This is a genomic window from Mycobacterium sp. NGS29 (assembly GCF_059812965.1).
Genome location: NZ_JCALDR010000002.1, coordinates 166,612 through 183,225 on the forward strand (window position 1 = coordinate 166,612; position 16,614 = coordinate 183,225).

General features: G+C 68.8%; 19 protein-coding genes. 11 read left to right on the plus strand and 8 right to left on the minus strand.

Going from position 1 to position 16,614, the window contains the following annotated elements; all coding sequences use genetic code 11:
• Positions 1-38 precede the first annotated feature (38 nt).
• Positions 39-722 (plus strand): two-component sensory transduction protein RegX, encoded by a 684-nt coding sequence (gene regX, locus AC5Y5Z_RS03180; protein WP_463825645.1) that lies wholly within the window; start codon positions 39-41, stop codon positions 720-722.
• Here the strand turns inward: regX and mtnA are convergent.
• Genes mtnA through AC5Y5Z_RS03200 form a run of 4 tightly spaced genes read right to left on the minus strand, consistent with a single transcriptional unit; the run spans position 704 to position 4,861 of the window.
• The gene (gene mtnA / locus AC5Y5Z_RS03185) at positions 704-1,690 is read right to left on the minus strand and encodes an S-methyl-5-thioribose-1-phosphate isomerase (RefSeq protein ID WP_499923296.1); all 987 of its coding nucleotides are present in this window, start codon (positions 1,688-1,690) and stop codon (positions 704-706) included. The genes regX and mtnA overlap by 19 nt on opposite strands.
• A 20-nt stretch (positions 1,691-1,710) precedes the next feature.
• Entirely contained in the window at positions 1,711-3,576 is a 1,866-nt protein-coding gene (locus tag AC5Y5Z_RS03190) for a GMC family oxidoreductase (RefSeq protein WP_499923298.1), read from the minus strand.
• Positions 3,573-3,914, minus strand: a complete 342-nt coding sequence (locus AC5Y5Z_RS03195; RefSeq protein WP_499923299.1) for a hypothetical protein — start codon at positions 3,912-3,914, stop codon at positions 3,573-3,575. Before AC5Y5Z_RS03195 ends, AC5Y5Z_RS03190 begins: the two co-directional genes overlap by 4 nt.
• Positions 3,914-4,861: a tocopherol cyclase family protein gene (locus AC5Y5Z_RS03200; protein WP_499923301.1), complete on the minus strand. Its 948-nt coding sequence runs from the start codon at positions 4,859-4,861 to the stop codon at positions 3,914-3,916. The genes AC5Y5Z_RS03195 and AC5Y5Z_RS03200 overlap by 1 nt, the downstream gene beginning before the upstream one ends.
• Positions 4,862-4,940: 79 nt before the next feature.
• Between AC5Y5Z_RS03200 and AC5Y5Z_RS03205 the strand changes: the two genes are divergently transcribed.
• Positions 4,941-5,663, plus strand: coding sequence for a FadR/GntR family transcriptional regulator (locus tag AC5Y5Z_RS03205; RefSeq protein ID WP_499923302.1), 723 nt, complete (start codon positions 4,941-4,943; stop codon positions 5,661-5,663).
• Positions 5,664-5,680: 17 nt separating this feature from the next.
• Here the strand turns inward: AC5Y5Z_RS03205 and AC5Y5Z_RS03210 are convergent, their stop codons facing one another.
• Positions 5,681-6,460 (minus strand): DUF3109 family protein, encoded by a 780-nt coding sequence (locus AC5Y5Z_RS03210; RefSeq protein ID WP_463825651.1) that lies wholly within the window; start codon positions 6,458-6,460, stop codon positions 5,681-5,683.
• Positions 6,461-6,566: 106 nt separating this feature from the next.
• Here AC5Y5Z_RS03210 and AC5Y5Z_RS03215 point away from each other — a divergent pair, with 106 nt between their 5' ends.
• The 9 genes from AC5Y5Z_RS03215 (at position 6,567) to AC5Y5Z_RS03255 (ending at position 14,076) form a co-directional block, all read left to right on the plus strand.
• Positions 6,567-7,598, plus strand: a complete 1,032-nt coding sequence (locus AC5Y5Z_RS03215) for a Ppx/GppA family phosphatase (protein WP_499923304.1) — start codon at positions 6,567-6,569, stop codon at positions 7,596-7,598.
• Positions 7,595-8,554, plus strand: coding sequence for an Rv0497 family membrane protein (locus tag AC5Y5Z_RS03220; RefSeq protein WP_499923306.1), 960 nt, complete (start codon positions 7,595-7,597; stop codon positions 8,552-8,554). Before AC5Y5Z_RS03215 ends, AC5Y5Z_RS03220 begins: the two co-directional genes overlap by 4 nt.
• A gap of 18 nt (positions 8,555-8,572) precedes the next feature.
• Positions 8,573-9,415, plus strand: coding sequence for a sugar phosphate isomerase/epimerase family protein (locus AC5Y5Z_RS03225; protein ID WP_463825654.1), 843 nt, complete (start codon positions 8,573-8,575; stop codon positions 9,413-9,415).
• A gap of 1 nt (position 9,416) precedes the next feature.
• Positions 9,417-10,235 (plus strand): thioesterase family protein, encoded by an 819-nt coding sequence (locus tag AC5Y5Z_RS03230; RefSeq protein WP_499923308.1) that lies wholly within the window; start codon positions 9,417-9,419, stop codon positions 10,233-10,235.
• A gap of 31 nt (positions 10,236-10,266) precedes the next feature.
• A complete protein-coding gene (gene proC / locus AC5Y5Z_RS03235; protein WP_463825656.1) occupies positions 10,267-11,145 on the plus strand; it encodes a pyrroline-5-carboxylate reductase in 879 nt (292 codons plus the stop codon).
• Between the two features lie 140 nt (positions 11,146-11,285).
• The gene (locus tag AC5Y5Z_RS03240) at positions 11,286-11,546 is read left to right on the plus strand and encodes a helix-turn-helix domain-containing protein (protein ID WP_463825657.1); all 261 of its coding nucleotides are present in this window, start codon (positions 11,286-11,288) and stop codon (positions 11,544-11,546) included.
• A gap of 141 nt (positions 11,547-11,687) precedes the next feature.
• Positions 11,688-11,789: a 30S ribosomal protein bS22 gene (locus AC5Y5Z_RS03245; protein ID WP_003402602.1), complete on the plus strand. Its 102-nt coding sequence runs from the start codon at positions 11,688-11,690 to the stop codon at positions 11,787-11,789.
• 67 nt (positions 11,790-11,856) lie between these two features.
• Entirely contained in the window at positions 11,857-12,990 is a 1,134-nt protein-coding gene (locus AC5Y5Z_RS03250; protein WP_463825658.1) for an SDR family oxidoreductase, read from the plus strand.
• A 15-nt stretch (positions 12,991-13,005) separates the two neighbouring features.
• A complete protein-coding gene (locus tag AC5Y5Z_RS03255) occupies positions 13,006-14,076 on the plus strand; it encodes a lysophospholipid acyltransferase family protein (RefSeq protein ID WP_463825659.1) in 1,071 nt (356 codons plus the stop codon).
• Between the two features lie 63 nt (positions 14,077-14,139).
• Here AC5Y5Z_RS03255 and AC5Y5Z_RS03260 read toward each other — a convergent pair whose 3' ends face one another.
• From AC5Y5Z_RS03260 to AC5Y5Z_RS03270, 3 genes are read right to left on the minus strand one after another with little or no spacing between them, the layout of a single operon-like run.
• A complete protein-coding gene (locus AC5Y5Z_RS03260) occupies positions 14,140-15,066 on the minus strand; it encodes a cyclopropane mycolic acid synthase family methyltransferase (RefSeq protein ID WP_463825660.1) in 927 nt (308 codons plus the stop codon).
• A gap of 23 nt (positions 15,067-15,089) precedes the next feature.
• Positions 15,090-15,590: an FAS1-like dehydratase domain-containing protein gene (locus AC5Y5Z_RS03265; protein WP_463825661.1), complete on the minus strand. Its 501-nt coding sequence runs from the start codon at positions 15,588-15,590 to the stop codon at positions 15,090-15,092.
• A gap of 42 nt (positions 15,591-15,632) precedes the next feature.
• Positions 15,633-16,541 carry an HAD family hydrolase gene (locus AC5Y5Z_RS03270; RefSeq protein ID WP_463825663.1) on the minus strand — a complete coding sequence of 303 codons (909 nt, stop codon included), beginning with the start codon at positions 16,539-16,541 and terminating at the stop codon, positions 15,633-15,635.
• Positions 16,542-16,614: the final 73 nt, after the last annotated feature.

The following is a 16,614-nucleotide window of genomic DNA, read 5'->3' on the forward strand; positions in this document are numbered from 1 at the left end:
GACCATGCAGTGGGAAGCGATGAAGGAGAGTGGCGCAAATGACGAGCGTGCTGATCGTGGAAGACGAGGAATCGCTGGCCGATCCGCTGGCCTTCCTGCTGCGCAAAGAGGGTTTCGAGGCCACCGTGGTGACCGACGGACCCTCGGCGCTGGCCGAGTTCGACCGGACCGGTGCCGACATCGTGCTACTGGACCTGATGCTGCCGGGCATGTCCGGGACCGACGTCTGCAAGCAGCTGCGGGCCCGCTCCGGGGTGCCGGTGATCATGGTGACCGCGCGCGACAGTGAGATCGACAAGGTGGTCGGTCTGGAGCTCGGCGCCGATGACTACGTGACCAAGCCCTACTCGGCGCGCGAGCTGATCGCCCGGATCCGGGCGGTGCTGCGCCGGGGTGGCGACGACGACTCCGAGATCAGCGACGGGGTGCTGGAGTCCGGCCCGGTCCGGATGGACGTCGAACGGCACGTCGTGTCGGTCAACGGGGACACGATCACGTTGCCGCTCAAGGAGTTCGACCTGCTGGAGTACCTGATGCGCAACAGCGGGCGGGTGCTGACCCGCGGCCAGCTGATCGACCGGGTCTGGGGTGCGGATTACGTCGGCGACACCAAGACTCTCGACGTGCACGTCAAGCGGTTGCGGTCCAAGATCGAGTCCGATCCGGCCAACCCGGTGCATCTGGTGACGGTGCGGGGGCTGGGCTACAAGCTCGAGGGGTGATCCGGCGGCCGGTATCGGCCGTGTTCGGTGACGACGGCGGTGATCAGCTCGGCCGGGGTCACGTCGAAGGCCGGATTGAAAACGTCGGCGTCCGGCGGGGTGATGGCGGCGCCGCCGAACGTGCGCAGTTCTTCGGGCGCGCGTTCCTCGATGGCGATCTCGGCCCCGCTGGCCAGCGCGGTGTCGACGGTGGACGAGGGGGCGACCACGATCAGCGGCACCCGATGATGGTGCGCCACGACGGCTAAGCCGTAGGTGCCGATTTTGTTGGCGACGTCGCCGTTGGCCGCGATCCGATCGGCGCCGACGAGCACACAGTCCACCAGGCCCCGTGCCATCGCCGCGGCCGCGGCGCCGTCGGGTTGCACCCGGTAGGGCACGCCGGCCTGGGCCAGCTCCCAGGCGGTGAGGCGGGCGCCCTGCAGCAGCGGGCGTGTCTCGTCGACCAGCACCGACTCGACCAGGCCCCGTTCGTGCAGGTGCCAGACGACGCCCAGCGCGCTGCCCCAGGCCACGGTGGCGAGATGGCCGGCGTTGCAGTGGCTGAGCAGCCGCAACGGCCGCCGCGGGCATACCGCGAGCAGGATCTGCGCGGCGTGGGCCGATGCGGCGCGGTTGAGACGTTCGTCCTCGTCGAGGATCTCCAGCGCTTCGGCCAGCACGGCCGCGCCGCCCCGGTCGAGTTTGGCGAGGGCCCGGGCGACACCCCAGCTGAGGTTGACGGCGGTCGGCCGGGCCGTGGCGACCCGTCGGGCCGCGACCGGAACGTCACCCCCTTCGCGGGCAGCGAGCACAACGCCGAGGGCCCCCGCCGCGCCGAGTGCCGGCGCTCCCCGCACCGCCAGCCGGCGGATCGCGTCGATCAGCTCGTCGACGCTGGTCAGCCGCAACACCCGGTAGTCGGTCGGCAGGGCGGTCTGGTCGATGATCGTGACGGCATCGCCGTCCCAGTCGATGGTCCTGCGCATCAGCCGACCCTAGCGTCCGGTCAACGTCCAACGATCTGATCGGCCACCGCCAGCGCGAGCGCCATGATCGACACCTGCGGGTTGACCTCAGGGCAGCTGGGCAGGATCGAGGCGTCGGCCACCCACACGCCGTGCATGCCGCGTAGTCGGCCGGCGGGATCGACCGGGCAGAGCTGATCGTCGGCGCCGGCGGCCGCGGTCCCGGTCGGGTGAAACGCGGACAGGTGCAGACTTCCGGGATCGGCCCCGGCCAGCACCTGCTGCAGCTCGGCTGCCGAGGACACCGTCATGGCGCCGGGCAGGCCGGTGAGCACTTCGACGGCGCCGGCAGCGAACAGCAGGCGACCGATCGCGGTCAGCGCCACCCGCAACTTGGCGACATCGGCCGGCGCGATGTCGTAGCGCACCAGCGTCTGGCCGCGCACGGAGTGCACCGAGCCGACGCCCCGGTCGGCCACCATCGCACCGAAGGTGGCGATCTGCGGTGCCCGGTCCAGCCAGTGCAGCAACTGGGCGCCGAAGCCGGGGAAGACGATCGACCCCATTCCCGGCGGCGTGGACGTCGCCTCGATCAGCACGCCGTCGGACTCGTGGAATTCATGCACGGCTGCGCTCTGCAGCACACCGCGCCAGGCGTAGACGTCGTCCTCGAAGCGGCCGGCGAGCAACGTCGCGGGATGCAGTGCGAGGTTGCGGCCCAGTCGCGGATGTCCGCCGATCCCACTGCGCTGCAACAACATTGGTGTCTCGGTCGCGCCGGCGGCGATCACGACGGTGGCGGCGAGGACGTCGATCGCGGTGCCGTCGGGACGACGTGCACGGACGCCCCGGGCCCGTCCGTTCCGGTGCAGCACCCGTTCGGCGCGCGCGTGGGAGACGATCCGTGCCCCGGCTGCACACGCCTGCGGCAGGGCGTTGAGGTGGACGCCGAACTTCGCGTTGTGCGGGCAGCCGATCGCGCACTGGCAGCAGCCCCCGCAACCCGGCGCGTTGCGGGGGATCGGTGCCGCCCGCCAACCCAGCGTGTCGGCGGCGTCCAGCAGAAGATCGCCGTTGCGGCCCAACATATTTCGTGGTGACGGAGCCACCTGCAGGGTGCGCTCCACCTCGTCGAGGTAGCCGGCCAACCGGTCGGGGTCAGCCAGGCCGAGACCGAATTCGTCGCACCAGCGCCGCTGCACCGCGACCGGTGGGCGAAAGCAAGTGCCGGAATTGACCACGGTGGTACCGCCTACCGCGCGGCCCATCGGCAGCACCACCGAGGGGCGACCCAGCGCGATGGTGGCCCCGGCGCCGCGGTACAGGCCGGCGTAGCGGTCGATCGGGTGGGTGGTGCGGAATTCCTCCACCGTCCAGCGGCGTCCCTCCTCGAGCACCACCACCTCGAGGCCGGCACGGGCCAGCGTGCGGGCCGTCATCGCGCCACCGGCGCCGGAGCCGACGATCACCACGTCGGCGGTGACAACGGAGGCGCTCTCGGCCGCCGGGGTGACAGCCAGCGGCGCATCCGGGCGCACCGCGCCTTCGTGCTGGGCGCGGGACAGCAGTTCGGCCGCGTAGCTGTCGGCACCATTGGCCAACAGGCCGACCACCTTCATGCCCTCGACCGCCGCCCGGACGTCGGCGCCCAGCGCGGCGACGCGGTGCAGCACCCGTTCCCGCTCGGGCGGCCGCAGGCGCGCCAGGGACCGGCCGGTGGTCAGGTAGCTCGCCGCCGCCAGCGACAGCAGCCCGGCCCGTACCGCCAGCCGCGAGGGGCCGGGAAGCTGCGCCAGGTAGCGGTCGACGCGTTCGGCGAACTGCGCCGGCGCAGGGCCGCCGTACTCCTCGGGCAGCAGCGCAGTGCCGAAGGATGCCGTCGCCCGTGCCGCCAACCGGGGGCTCACGAGTGCGCAGCGACCTGCCGCCCGAGGGCGCGGCCCAGCTTGAGGAAGAACGGATACGTCGCGAAGATGCCGCCGGCAGTGGCGTGCGCGGGCCAGTCCAGCTCGTCGGTGGCAACGTCGAAAAAGCCGCTGTTCCACATGAAGTCGCGTCCGTTGCGGGCGCGGAACGGACGCCACAGGAAGCCCAGTCCGGGCACGTTGTGGTACAGGCCGAATGACCCGGCGAAGAATACGCCGAGCACCGCGGCCTCCACGAAGTCGCGGCGATGCGCGGGAAAGCGGCGTTCGATCAGCACGCCGGAGGCGAACAGCAGCGGTGGGTCCAAGGCGAAACTCATCAGGGTGTCCTCTCATTGACCGGTGGTGCCTGGTCGCCGCGCAACCCGACCTCGGCATGGCCGGTGCCCAGCACCGACCACCGCCGTTCGCCGAGTTCGATGTGAATGTCGGCCTGCTCGGTGTTGGTGCACACGCATCGGCCACCGTCGGGATCGGTGTACTCCAGGCTCACGCAGCGCTGCGGCGGCTGGTCGACCCGGATCAACAGCGCGCGACCGCCGATCCGCCCCTCCAGCTGCCAATGCCACAGGCCCAGCGTGGTGCGCAGCCGCAGCGAGGGTGAAAGCCTTGCCGGCCAGTCCTTTCCGTCGATACGGAAGCGCACGAAAGCCAACGGCGGCAGACGGTTGAGTCCCGGCTTGTGCGACTGTGCGGTGACGACTTCCACGACATCGCCGCCACCGAGGTCGGCGTGGAGCCAGCCCCACCGCTTGGCGTTGCCGTGCCCGTAGATGTGCGCGACGTTGCCGCGCCAGCGGTCCACTCGCGACGTGGTGCCGTCGATGGTCAGGCAACCGGTGAAGTCCGCGGTGGGCGCTGCCACCACCTGGGCGCCGGGTAGCAGTTCGTGTTCCCACAGCAGGCGCGGAAACGTCCACAGCGGCGCCGCGGTGTCCGTCCAGGCGAGCTGCCAACCGATCGAACCCGCTTGGCCGGCAAGCGTTTCCGGCGCCACCAGAGCGCCGGCTGCCGCGAACCACGCGGTGCCGCCGGCGGGTTCGACGGGTGCGGGACCGAACCGCTCGGTGCGCGGTGGGCCTTCGGGCGCGAACCAGGTCACCCAGCCGTGGGCGTACGGACTCCCGTGCGTCGGTGCGACGGTCTCACAGTGCACCCACAGTCCGGCGCGGGTGTCCGGATCGGAGAGGGTGGCGTACCACACCTCCAGTCGCCCCGGGTCGCCCCGCCAGCGCGGGGCCACGGCCGAGCGCATCGCGTCATCCATCACGTGCCTTCCGGTCGGGAACACGCGGCGGTCAAATACGCCGGCGCGGTCCGGTCGCCTTCTATAATTGGTTGAGCCAATGAACCAGTCAAGTCCGATACCCCCGCCGGATCGACAGCGAGTCGATGAGCAGATCGCCGCGTCGATGGCCGACGCGATCCTGGACGGCGTTTTCCCGCCCGGCTCGACCCTGCCGCCGGAGCGCGAACTGGCTGATCAACTCGGGGTCAACCGGACATCCCTGCGGCAGGGTCTGGCCCGGCTGCAGGAAATGGGACTGATCGAGGTCCGGCACGGCAGCGGCAGCGTGGTTCGTGATCCCGAGGGCCTGACCCATCCGGCGGTGGTCGAGGCGCTGGTGCGCAAGCTCGGGCCGGAGTTCCTGGTCGAGCTGCTGGAGATCCGCGGCGCCCTGGGCCCGCTGATCGGCCGGCTGGCGGCGCAGCGCAGCACCACCGCGGATGCCGAGGAACTCACCGCCGCGCTGGACCGGTTACGCGGGGCGGATACGGCCGCCGCCCGGCAGGCGGCCGACCTGGCCTACTTCCAGGTGTTGATCCACAGCACCCGCAACCGCGCGCTGGGTTTGCTGTATCGCTGGGTGGAACAGGCGTTCGGCGGTCGCGAACACGAACTCACCGAGGCCTACGACGATGCCGAGCCAGTGGTCGCCGATCTGCAGGCGATCACCGGCGCAGTGCTGGCGCACGACGCGGATGCCGCCGCGGCGAGCGTGGCGGCCTACCTGAACGCCAGTGCGCTGCGCATGGTCCTGGTCTACACCAGAAGGAACAGCGTCTGACTCGCCGACGCTGTCGCCTACTCGGCGGCCCGCGTCGCCGGGTGCACCGCAACGAGCCCTAATTGGCTGCGGCGCTTGCACATTGCGGCCAACTCGGCGTACGCCTTCTCGCCCAGCAGCTCGGTGAGTTCGTCGGCCAGGCTCTGCCACACCTGCTTGGCCCCGACATGGGCGCCCGGATCGCCGGTGCAGTACCAGTGCAGATCGGCGCCACCGGAGCCCCAGCCGCGCCGGTCGTACTCGGTGATGAAGGTCTTCAGGATCTCGGTGCCGTCTGGCCGGGTCACCCACTCCTGGCTGCGCCGGATCGGCAGCTGCCAGCACACGTCGGGTTTCATCGTCAACGGTGGGACCCCCAGCTTGAGGGCTTTGCTGTGTAGCGCGCAGCCGACACCACCGGCGAAGCCGGGCCGGTTCAGGAACACGCACGCGTCCTTGTGCTTGCGGGTGCGGTACTGCGGCTCGCCCTCGTGCTCGTCGAGCTCCAGGTAACCCTTGCGGCCCAGGCCTTTGTCGCGGAACTGCCAGTCGTCCTTGGTCAGCTTGCGTACCGCGTCGTCCAACCGGGCGCGGTCGTCGTCGTCGGACAGGAACGCCCCGTGCGAGCAACACCCGTCGTCCGGGCGGCCGGCAACGGTGCCGTGGCAGGCCGGCGTGCCGAACACGCACGTCCAGCGCGACAGCAGCCAGGTGAAGTCGGCCGCGATCAGGTGCTCGGGATCGTCGGGGTCGTAGAACTCCACCCACTCACGGGCGAAGTCCAGTTCGACCTCCTGTCCCGGTCGCGAGTTAGCCACGGGTGCAACATTAGTCCTCCGGCCGGCCGGCGACCGGCTCCCGCGCGCAGCGCGATAGCACGGGTCGACAGGCGAGTGCCTGGTCAGCCCCGCTAGTTTTGATTCCGTGCGATTGGGCGTGCTGGACGTGGGTAGCAACACGGTCCATCTACTGGTGGTCGATGCGCATCGGGGCGGGTGTCCGGCCCCGATGAGTTCGACCAAGGCCACGCTGCGGCTGGCCGAGGCGACCGACAGTTCGGGCAAGATCACCAAGCGCGGCGCCGACAAGCTGATCGCCACGGTCGAGGAGTTCGCCAAGATCGCGGTCAGCTCCGGTTGTGCCGAGTTGATGGCCTTCGCCACCTCCGCGGTCCGCGACGCCGAGAATTCCGACGACGTGCTGGCCCGGGTACGCAAGGAAGCCGGGGTCGAGCTGCAGGTGCTGCGCGGGGTCGACGAGTCCCGGTTGACCTTCCTGGCGGTGCGGCGCTGGTTCGGCTGGAGCGCGGGACGCATCATCAACCTCGATATCGGCGGCGGCTCGCTGGAAGTGTCCAGCGGCGTCGACGAGGAACCCGAGGTGGCGTTGTCGCTACCGCTGGGCGCCGGACGGCTGACCCGCGAATGGCTGCCCGACGACCCGCCCGGGCGACGCCGGATCGCAATGCTGCGCGACTGGCTGGATGCCGAGCTGGCCGATGCCAGCGCGACCCTGCTCGACGCCGGTGAGCCCGACCTCGCGGTCGCCACCTCCAAGACCTTCCGGTCGCTGGCGCGCCTCACCGGCGCCGCCCCCTCGGCGGCCGGCCCCAACGTGCGGCGGACCCTCACCGCGAATGGCCTCAGACAACTCATATCTTTCATCTCTAGGATGACGACCGCTGACCGGGCAGAACTGGAAGGAGTCAGCGCCGAGCGTGCGCCGCAGATCGTGGCGGGTGCTCTGGTGGCGGAGGCGAGTATGCGAGCGCTGTCGATAGAAACGGTGGACATCTGCCCGTGGGCGCTACGGGAGGGTCTGATCTTGCGCAAACTCGACAGCGAAGCGGACGGAACCGCCTTCATGGAGACGTCGACCGTGCAGACGACGGCGCGTGATTCCGCAGGTCAGGCAGCTGATCGGGTAGCGTCAAACCGGTCGAGAGGCAAATCATGACTGGACCACACCCCGACGCCGAAGACACCAAGCAGATCTCGGTGGCCGAGCTGCTGGCCAGGAACGGAACCGGCGGTACGCCCACGGCCACCCGCCGGCGCCGTCGTCGTCGGGGCGACGACTCGATCAGCGTCGCCGAGCTGACCGGTGAGATACCGGTCATCCGTGACGAGCCTCGCGAGAAGGTGTCACCTGAACCGCGACCGTCGGCCGCGCCCGCCGCCGAACCCGAGGTCCGCGAGACCCCCGCCGTCGATCCCGAACCGGAGGTTCCGGCGGCCTACTGGGCCGAGCCCGAGCCGCGCTGGCCCAGATCGGAACCGCTCGCGCCGCGCAAACCCGGTCCGGAGCGCAGCCAGTACCCGCGGCCGCTACGCCAATCCGGCGTCACCGACGCCGAGCAGCAGTCGGGTGCCGAGCACATGAGTCCGGATCCGGTGGGTCACTACACCGACGCGTCGGTCGACGTGATGGACAGCGAGGTGCGCGACGCGGAATCGGTGGTCGAAGACTCCGCGTATGTGCGCTCGTACCTGCACGGCGCCGACGCGGACGAGACCCCGGACGACACATTGTTCGGCGGTCAGTCCCTCGCCGACGAGGTCGCCCGCCGGCGCAGCGACCCCCTGCCGGCCGCAGCCGACGACGCACCCGAAGCCGACCAGGGCAGTGCCCGGCGTTCGCACGGCAGGATGGCGGCGCTGGGCCGCGCCCTGCTGACCGTGCTGCAGTCGATCCTGGCGGTCGCGTTCGGTGGCGGCTTGTTCATCGCTTTCGACCAGCTGTGGCGGTGGAACCCCATCGTGGCGCTGGTGCTCTCGGTGCTGGTCATCCTCGGGCTGGTGGTGGGTGTCCGGGTGGTACGCAAGACCGAGGACATTGCCAGCACGTTGATCGCGGTCGCCGTGGGTGCGTTGATCACCCTGGGACCGATGGCCCTGTTGCAGACGAGCTAGGCGCCCCCAGAGGAGACTGTGCGCCCAGCGATCAAAGTCGGCCTGTCGACGGCCTCGGTGTACCCGTTGCGGGCCGAGGCCGCGTTCGAGTATGCGGCCAGGCTCGGTTACGACGGCGTCGAACTGATGGTCTGGAGCGAGTCTGTGAGCCAGGACATCGACGCCGTCGCCAAGCTGTCGCAGCGATATCGCGTGCCGGTGCTGTCCGTGCACGCGCCCTGCCTGCTGATCTCGCAGCGGGTGTGGGGGGCCAACCCGATCCTCAAGCTGGACCGCAGCGTGCGGGCCGCCGAGCAGTTGGGCGCCCAGACGGTGGTGGTGCACCCGCCGTTCCGGTGGCAACGGCGGTACGCCGAGGGCTTCAGCGACCAGGTCAAGGCCCTGGAAGAAACCAGCAATGTGCTGGTGGCGGTCGAGAACATGTTCCCGTTTCGCACCGACCGGTTCTTCGGACTCGACCAGACCCGGGAACGGATGCGCAGGCGTGGCGGCGGGCCGGGCCCCGGCGTTTCGGCGTTCGCGCCGTCGTACAACCCGCTGGACGGCAACCACGCGCACTACACGCTGGACCTCTCGCACACCGCGACCGCCGGCACCGACTCGTTGGAGATGGCGCGACAGATGGGTTCGGGATTGGTGCACCTGCATCTGTGTGACGGCAGTGGATTGCCCGCCGACGAGCACCTAGTGCCCGGCCGCGGCACCCAGCCCACCGTCGAGGTGTGCCAGATGCTCGCCGCCGGCGATTTCACCGGCCACGTGGTGCTGGAAGTGTCGACCTCGAGTGCCCGATCGGCCGCCGAGCGCGAAGCGATGCTCGTCGAGTCGCTCCAATTCGCCCGCACCAACCTGCTGCGCTGACATGGACGCGTTGTTCACCGCCGCGATGGCGCTGCGCGAAATCGGATCCGGACCAGGCGGGCCGGTCTTCGAAGGCGCGCTGGACCAGCATTGGACCATCGGTCCCAAGGTGCACGGCGGCGCCATGGTGGCGCTGTGCGCCAACGCCGCGCGGACCGCGTTCGCCGGCCCCCGCCAGCAACCGGTCGCGGTCTCGGTGAACTTCCTGTCCGCGCCCGATCCGGGACCGATGCGCCTGGAGACCACGCTGCGCAAGCGGGGCCGCCGGATCACCGTGGCCGACGTCGAGCTGGTCCAGGGCAAGCGCACCGCCGTGCACGCGGTGGTCACCCTGGGCGAACCGGGACACGAGGCGGCGCCGTTGTTGTCGGCCAATCCGGTGATCGAGCTGATGGTCCCGGAGCCGCCCGCTGACGTCGCGCCGATCGGGCCCGGCCACCCCTCGGCCGGTCTGGTGCATCTGGGTGCGGGTTGCGATATCCGGCCGCTGCTGTCGACTCAGGGGCGCGGCGCCGACGGCGGGCCGCCGGTGTTCCAGATGTGGGCGCGGCCGCGAGGGGTGTCGCCGGACCCGCTGTTCGCCCTGTTCTGCGGCGACCTGTCGGCCCCGGTGACGTTCGCGGTGGACCGCACCGGTTGGGCGCCCACAGTGCAGTTCACCGCCTACCTGCGGGGCCTGCCCGTCGACGGCTGGCTGCGGGTCATCAGCACCTGCGTCGAAATCGGGCAGGACTGGTTCGACGAGGACCACACCGTGGTCGACTCCGCCGGGCGCATCGTGGTGCAATCCCGCCAATTGGCACTCACACCTCCCGGGTGACCCGGTCGCCGGGTCTGCGATGCTTTGCGGCATGGCAAGAATCGCGATCATCGGCGGCGGCAGCATCGGCGAAGCCCTGTTGTCGGGTCTGCTGCGGGCCGGCCGGCAGGTCAAGGACCTGGTGGTGGCCGAACGGATGCCGGATCGGGCCAAGTACCTGTCCAGCACCTATGGCGTGCTGGTGCAGACCTCGATCAGCGAGGCGGTGGAAAACGCCTCGTTCGTGGTCGTTGCGGTCAAACCCGCCGACGTCGAAGCGGTGGTCGACGAGCTGGCCGAGGCGACCGGGGCGGCCGACAACGACAGCGTCGAGCAGGTTTTCGTCACCGTGGCCGCGGGTGTCACCCTCACCTTCTTCGAGTCCAAGCTGCCGGCCGGTACCCCGGTGGTCCGGGCCATGCCCAACGCGGCGGCACTGGTGGGGGCTGGCGTCACCGCGCTGGCCAAGGGCCGGTTCGTCACCGCGCAGCAGCTCGACGAGGTCTCTGCGGTGTTCGACGCGGTCGGCGGGGTGCTCACCGTGCCCGAACAGCAGCTGGATGCGGTGACCGCGGTGTCTGGTTCCGGCCCGGCCTACTTCTTGCTGTTGGTCGAGGCACTGGTGGACGCGGGTGTCGCGGTGGGGCTGAGCCGCCAGGTGGCCACCGACCTGGCCGCTCAGACTATGGCCGGTTCGGCGGCGATGCTGTTGGAGCGGATGGACTCCGAGCGGCGCCCGGTCGACGGCGAGCCGATGGGACTGAAGGTGGACGCCTCGGCTGCGCAGTTGCGCGCGTCGGTGACCTCACCCGGGGGGACCACCGCCGCGGCGCTGCGGGCGCTGGAGCGGGGCGGATTCCGGGTGGCGGTCGACGCCGCCGTTCAGGCCGCCAAAACCCGCTCTGAGCAGCTGAGAATTACATCAGAATAATTCACCAATTTTGGACTGATTGTCTCTCACCAGTACCAGTAACCCCACTAGTCCCGCTATTCTCCTCTTTGTACGCACGTGTTAGTGCCAGCGGAGGGGAAGCCGCTGGCATTGCGCGTGCCTGACACGATTGGGTTGCGATGACGTCTACGAACGGGCCGTCGGCAGGGAATTCAGCAGGTAAAGCGGCACGGGACGGTGGTTCGGCCGACGCCGCCGGATCCCGGACGCAGTTTCTCACCGTCGCCGAGGTCGCGACGCTGATGCGGGTGTCCAAGATGACGGTCTACCGGTTGGTGCACAACGGCGAGCTGCCCGCCGTTCGCGTCGGGCGCTCCTTCCGGGTGCACGCCAAAGCCGTACACGACATGTTGGAGACGTCATATTTCGACGCGGGCTGATCCGCGCACTGCACGTTCCACCACAGCCGTCCGCTCTACGCCCGCAGGCCGTCGGAAGCCGGTTTGGCGTTGCGTGCGTACGGTTGGGTAAAGTGTCCCGGTCATTCAGTTAGAGCCGGTACAGGTCAGATAGCGGAGTTCATGGGTTCAGTAATCAAGAAGCGGCGCAAGCGTATGTCGAAGAAGAAGCACCGCAAGCTGCTACGTCGCACTCGAGTGCAGCGCAGAAAACTTGGCAAGTAAGTCCTGGCCGCGCGTACCGTCACCGGTCCGTAACACTCCCGTTTCGCCTCGTCGATAGGCTGTCGAGGTGGATTCGTCCAGTCCGGATGGTGGGGGGACCGGCGGCCGGCCTACCGATGCCGACACCGTGCACTACCCCAAGGTGGTGCTCGTCACGGGTGCCTGCCGGTTCCTGGGCGGCTACCTGACCGCGCGGCTCGCGCAGAACCCGCTGATCAATCAGGTCATCGCGGTCGATGCGATCGCGCCCAGCAAGGACATGCTGCGCCGGATGGGCCGCGCCGAATTCGTGCGCGCCGACATCCGGAACCCGTTCATTGCCAAGGTAATTCGGAACGGCGACGTCGACACCGTGGTACACGCCGCGGCGGCGTCCTACGCGCCGCGCTCCGGCGGCAGCGCGGCACTCAAAGAGCTCAATGTGATGGGGGCGATGCAGCTGTTCGCCGCCTGCCAGAAGGCGCCGTCGGTGCGCCGGGTGGTGCTGAAGTCCACATCCGAGATCTACGGGTCGAGCCCGCGCGATCCGGTGATGTTCACCGAGGACAGCAGCAGCCGCCGGCCATTCCGCGAGGGATTCGCCAAGGACAGCCTCGACATCGAGGGCTACGTGCGGGGACTGGGCCGGCGCCGGCCCGACATCGCCGTGACCATCCTGCGGCTGGCCAACATGATCGGCCCGGCGATGGACACCACGCTGTCGCGTTATCTCGCAGGGCCTTTGGTGCCGACGATGTTCGGCCGCGACGCCCGACTGCAACTGCTGCACGAGCAGGATGCGCTGGGCGCGCTGGAACGCGCGGCGATGGTGGGCAAGGCCGGAACGTTCAACATCGGCGCCGACGGCATCATGATGTTGTCCCAGGCGATCCGTCGTACGGGACGAATTCCGTTGCCAGTGCCCGGTTTTGGGGTATGGGCACTCGACTCGCTGCGGCGCGCCAACCGGTACAACGAGATCAGTCGCGACCAGTTCGCCTACCTGAGTTACGGCCGGGTGATGGACACCACCCGCATGCGCTCCGAGCTCGGCTATCAGCCGAAATGGACGACCGCGGAAGCCTTCGACGACTACGTTCGCGGCCGTAGCCTGACTCCCATAATCGACCCGCATCGGGTACGCTCCTTGGAGGGTCGTGCTATAGCGGTAGCGCAGCGCTGGGGTAGCCGAAATTCAATTCCGCGCATCGGGGTCAGATAGGTTTGGGCATTTAACGTGGCGGGCGAAACCAGAGCGAATGTTATTCCACTGCACAGCAATCGGGGGCGGGTAGCGGCGCGCCGCCGCGCTGCCAGTCAGCGTGCGGACGCTTCGCATCAGCACCCCTCGTTGCTCTCGGATCCAAGTGGTCGCGCCTCAGCCGACGAGATCGCCGCAGTCGTCCGCGAGATCGATCAGCACCGGCGCGCCGCGGGTGGTTTGTCCGGTGGCGAGCCACCGCTCAACGACCTCGCCCAGCGCGTCGCCGCGGTGGCCGGCTTCCTCCGGCAACGACTCACCGGTGATTACAGCGTCGACGAATTCGGCTTCGATCCGCACTTCAACGACGCGATCGTGCGGCCGCTGCTGAGGTTCTTCTTCAAGTCGTGGTTCCGGGTCGAGGTCAGTGGCATCGAGAACATCCCCACCGAGGGCGCCGCGCTGGTGGTCGCCAACCACGCCGGGGTGCTGCCGTTCGACGGGTTGATGCTGTCGGTGGCGGTGCACGACGAGCACCCCGCCGAGCGGGACCTGCGGCTGCTGGCCGCCGACATGGTGTTCGACCTGCCGGTGGTGGGCTCGACGGCCCGCAAGGCGGGCCACACCATGGCCTGCACGGCCGATGCGCACCGGTTGCTGGCCTCTGGCGAGCTCACCGCGGTCTTCCCGGAGGGATACAAGGGGCTGGGCAAGCGCTTCGAAGACCGGTACCGGCTGCAGCGGTTCGGGCGCGGCGGGTTCGTGTCGGCGGCGCTACGCACGAAAGCGCCGATCGTGCCGTGCTCGATCATCGGTTCCGAAGAGATCTACCCGATGCTGACCGACGTGAAGTTGCTGGCGCGGCTGTTCGGTCTGCCGTACTTCCCGGTGACGCCGCTGTTCCCGCTGGCCGGGCCCGCCGGGCTGGTGCCGCTGCCGTCGAAGTGGCGGATCGCGTTCGGTGAGCCGATCCAGACCGCCGACTACGCCCCGAGCGACGCCGACGATCCGATGGTGACCTTCGAGTTGACCGATCAGGTTCGCGAGACCATCCAGCAGACGCTGTACCGGTTGCTGGCCGGCCGCCGCAACGTTTTCTTCGGCTGACAGCAGCGCACGAAAAACCCCCGGAGGCACAGCCGCCGGGGGTCTGTCGTTGGACCGTCGTCGTTACTTGACCAGCGTGAACTGGCAGACGTTGGTGTAGCCGTCGCGGAACAGGTCCGAGCAGCCGCGCAGGTACTTCATGAACGTCTCGTACTCCTGCTCGCCCTTGAGCTCGATGGCCTTGTCCTTCTGCGCCTCCAGCGCATCGGCCCAGGTGTTCAGGGTCGGGACATAGTTCTTGCCGATGTAGTGGTGGCGTTCGATCTTGAAACCGGCCTCGGTCGAATACCGATCCACCTGCTCGACCTGCGGCAACTTACCGCCGGGGTAGATCTCCTTGAGGATGAAGCTGATGAAGCGCAGCAGGCTCATCGTGGTCTTCAGGCCCATCGCCTTGCCCTCTTCGGCCGTGGGCACCACGATCGAGTGCAGCAGGAAGCGGCCGTCGTCGGGCAGCAGGCTGTAGTACTTCTTGAAGAAGGCGGCGTAGCGCTCGTAGCCGGCGTCGCCCGCGCCGTCGGCGAAGTGCTCGAAGGCGCCCAGCGAGACGATCCGGTCCACCGGCTCGTCGAACAACTCCCAGCCCTGCAGGCGAACCTCCTTGCGGCGGGGGCTGTCCATCTCGGCGAACTTCTGCTCACAGTGGGCGAGCTGGTTCTCGCTCAGCGTCAGGCCGATGACGTTGACGTCGTAGTGCTCGACCGCGTGCCGCATGGTCGAACCCCAGCCGGAGCCGATGTCGAGCAGCGTCATCCCGGGCTCGAGGTTGAGCTTGTCCAGCGCCAGCTTGCGCTTGGCGAACTGCGCCTCTTCCAGCGTCTTGGTCTGCGGCGCATCGATGTCCGGGTTCTCATCGAAGTACGCGCAGCTGTAGGTCATCGATGGGTCGAGCCACAGCTTGAAGAATTCGTTGGACCGGTCGTAGTGCGACTGCACTGCCTCGACGGGCGGCTTCAGCTGGGTGCTGCCCGTATTGCCTTGTGATGTCATTAAAAAGACGCTACCTGCTTCGATCAGATGGATGCAATTGCGGCGACGGTCGCCTCGGCGTCGGCGTCATGGTTCGCCGCCTCGCCCAGCATGGTGACCACGCTGGTCACCACCGGCTTGCCTTCGGCGTCGGTGACTTCGCTTCGGATTTCGGCCAGCACCGTGCCGTGGGACTGGATCACCGAGTCCAGGTAGGTGTCGAAGTGCAGCTTGTCGCCGACCATGATCGGGCGGTGGAAGAAGAATTTCTGGTCGCGGTGCATCACCCGGGCAATGTTGATCGGGATGCTGAACTTGGTGAAGATCTCCAGCTGAACGCGGCGCCCGGCGATGGCCAGGAAGGTCAGCGGGGCAGGCAGGGACGAGTAGCCGGCTTCGGCCGCCGCCGCCTCGTCGTAGTGCAGCGGATTGTCGTCCTGCACCGAGGCCGCGAATTCGCGGACCTTCTCGCGTCCGACCTCGAAATAGTCCAGCTGCCGGTAGTGCTTACCGATGATTCCTTCGGCGCCCTCGGGAAGTGTCATGCTGCCGCTCTCCGCTCAAACGATGCTCAGCGGCGCAGCTTATCAGCGTGATTGCCGGCGGGAGGCCAGCGCGGCCAGCGCGCCACCGGCCGCCCCCAGCGCCAGGGCGGACGGAACGCCGATGCGGGCGGCCTTGCGGGCGGTGCGGAAGTCGCGAATCTCCCACCCGCGCTCGCGGGCCAGGCTGCGCAACCGGGCGTCGGGATTGATCGCGACCGCGGTGCCTACCAGCGACAGCATCGGGACGTCGTTGTAACTGTCGGAGTAGGCGGTGCAGCGTCGGAGGTTCAGTCCCTCCCGGATGGCCAGCGACCGCACCGCGTGCGCTTTGCCGACCCCGTGCAGGATGTCGCCCACCAGCCGGCCGGTGAACACGCCGTCGACCGATTCGGCCACCGATCCCAGCGCGCCGGTCAGGCCCAGCCGGCGGGCGATGGTGGCCGCGAGCTCATAGGGCGTGGCGGTGATCAGCCACACCTGTTGGCCGGCGTCCAGGTGCATCTGGGTCAGCTCCCGGGTTCCCGACCAGATCTTGTCCGCGATGATCTCGTCGTAGATCTCCTCGCCCAGGCGCACCAGTTCGTCGACGGACCGGCCTTCGATGAAGGCCAGCGCTTTGCGGCGGCCGGCCGCGACATCCTCGGCGTTCTCTTTGCCGAGAATCTGGAACTTGGCCTGCGCGTAGACGAATCCGAGCACATCCCGATAGCTGAAATAGTCGCGTGCGGCCAGTCCGCGGCCGAAGTGCACCGCTGAGGAGCCCTGCACCAGCGTGTTGTCCACGTCGAAGAACGCGGCGGCGGTCAGATCGACGGGCGGTGGCGGACGCTCGCCCGTCGGGGCGGCGTGCAGGTCTTCGAGGGCGCGTTCGGCGCTGGCATTGGCGGCCAGCGCCTCCAGGTCCGGGTTGCCGGTGTAGACGATGTCCTCGCCGGGGTCGGAGGAAGCCATCACAAACCTCCCATGTCACTGTCTGGCCCGGTTGCCGGTCCCTGCCCGCCAACCCTATCCGGCCGGACTGTGA

Coding starts and splice junctions, on each gene's coding strand:
- AC5Y5Z_RS03205 (WP_499923302.1), top strand. CDS start 4,941: ATGAACCAGTCAAGTCCGATACCCCCGCCGGATCGACAGCGAGTCGAT.
- mtnA (WP_499923296.1), bottom strand. CDS start 1,690: ATGCGCAGGACCATCGACTGGGACGGCGATGCCGTCACGATCATCGAC.
- AC5Y5Z_RS03230 (WP_499923308.1), top strand. CDS start 9,417: ATGGACGCGTTGTTCACCGCCGCGATGGCGCTGCGCGAAATCGGATCC.
- AC5Y5Z_RS03260 (WP_463825660.1), bottom strand. CDS start 15,066: ATGACATCACAAGGCAATACGGGCAGCACCCAGCTGAAGCCGCCCGTC.
- proC (WP_463825656.1), top strand. CDS start 10,267: ATGGCAAGAATCGCGATCATCGGCGGCGGCAGCATCGGCGAAGCCCTG.
- AC5Y5Z_RS03265 (WP_463825661.1), bottom strand. CDS start 15,590: ATGACACTTCCCGAGGGCGCCGAAGGAATCATCGGTAAGCACTACCGG.
- AC5Y5Z_RS03240 (WP_463825657.1), top strand. CDS start 11,286: ATGACGTCTACGAACGGGCCGTCGGCAGGGAATTCAGCAGGTAAAGCG.
- AC5Y5Z_RS03200 (WP_499923301.1), bottom strand. CDS start 4,861: ATGGATGACGCGATGCGCTCGGCCGTGGCCCCGCGCTGGCGGGGCGAC.
- AC5Y5Z_RS03245 (WP_003402602.1), top strand. CDS start 11,688: ATGGGTTCAGTAATCAAGAAGCGGCGCAAGCGTATGTCGAAGAAGAAG.
- regX (WP_463825645.1), top strand. CDS start 39: ATGACGAGCGTGCTGATCGTGGAAGACGAGGAATCGCTGGCCGATCCG.
- AC5Y5Z_RS03270 (WP_463825663.1), bottom strand. CDS start 16,541: ATGGCTTCCTCCGACCCCGGCGAGGACATCGTCTACACCGGCAACCCG.
- AC5Y5Z_RS03195 (WP_499923299.1), bottom strand. CDS start 3,914: ATGAGTTTCGCCTTGGACCCACCGCTGCTGTTCGCCTCCGGCGTGCTG.
- AC5Y5Z_RS03220 (WP_499923306.1), top strand. CDS start 7,595: ATGACTGGACCACACCCCGACGCCGAAGACACCAAGCAGATCTCGGTG.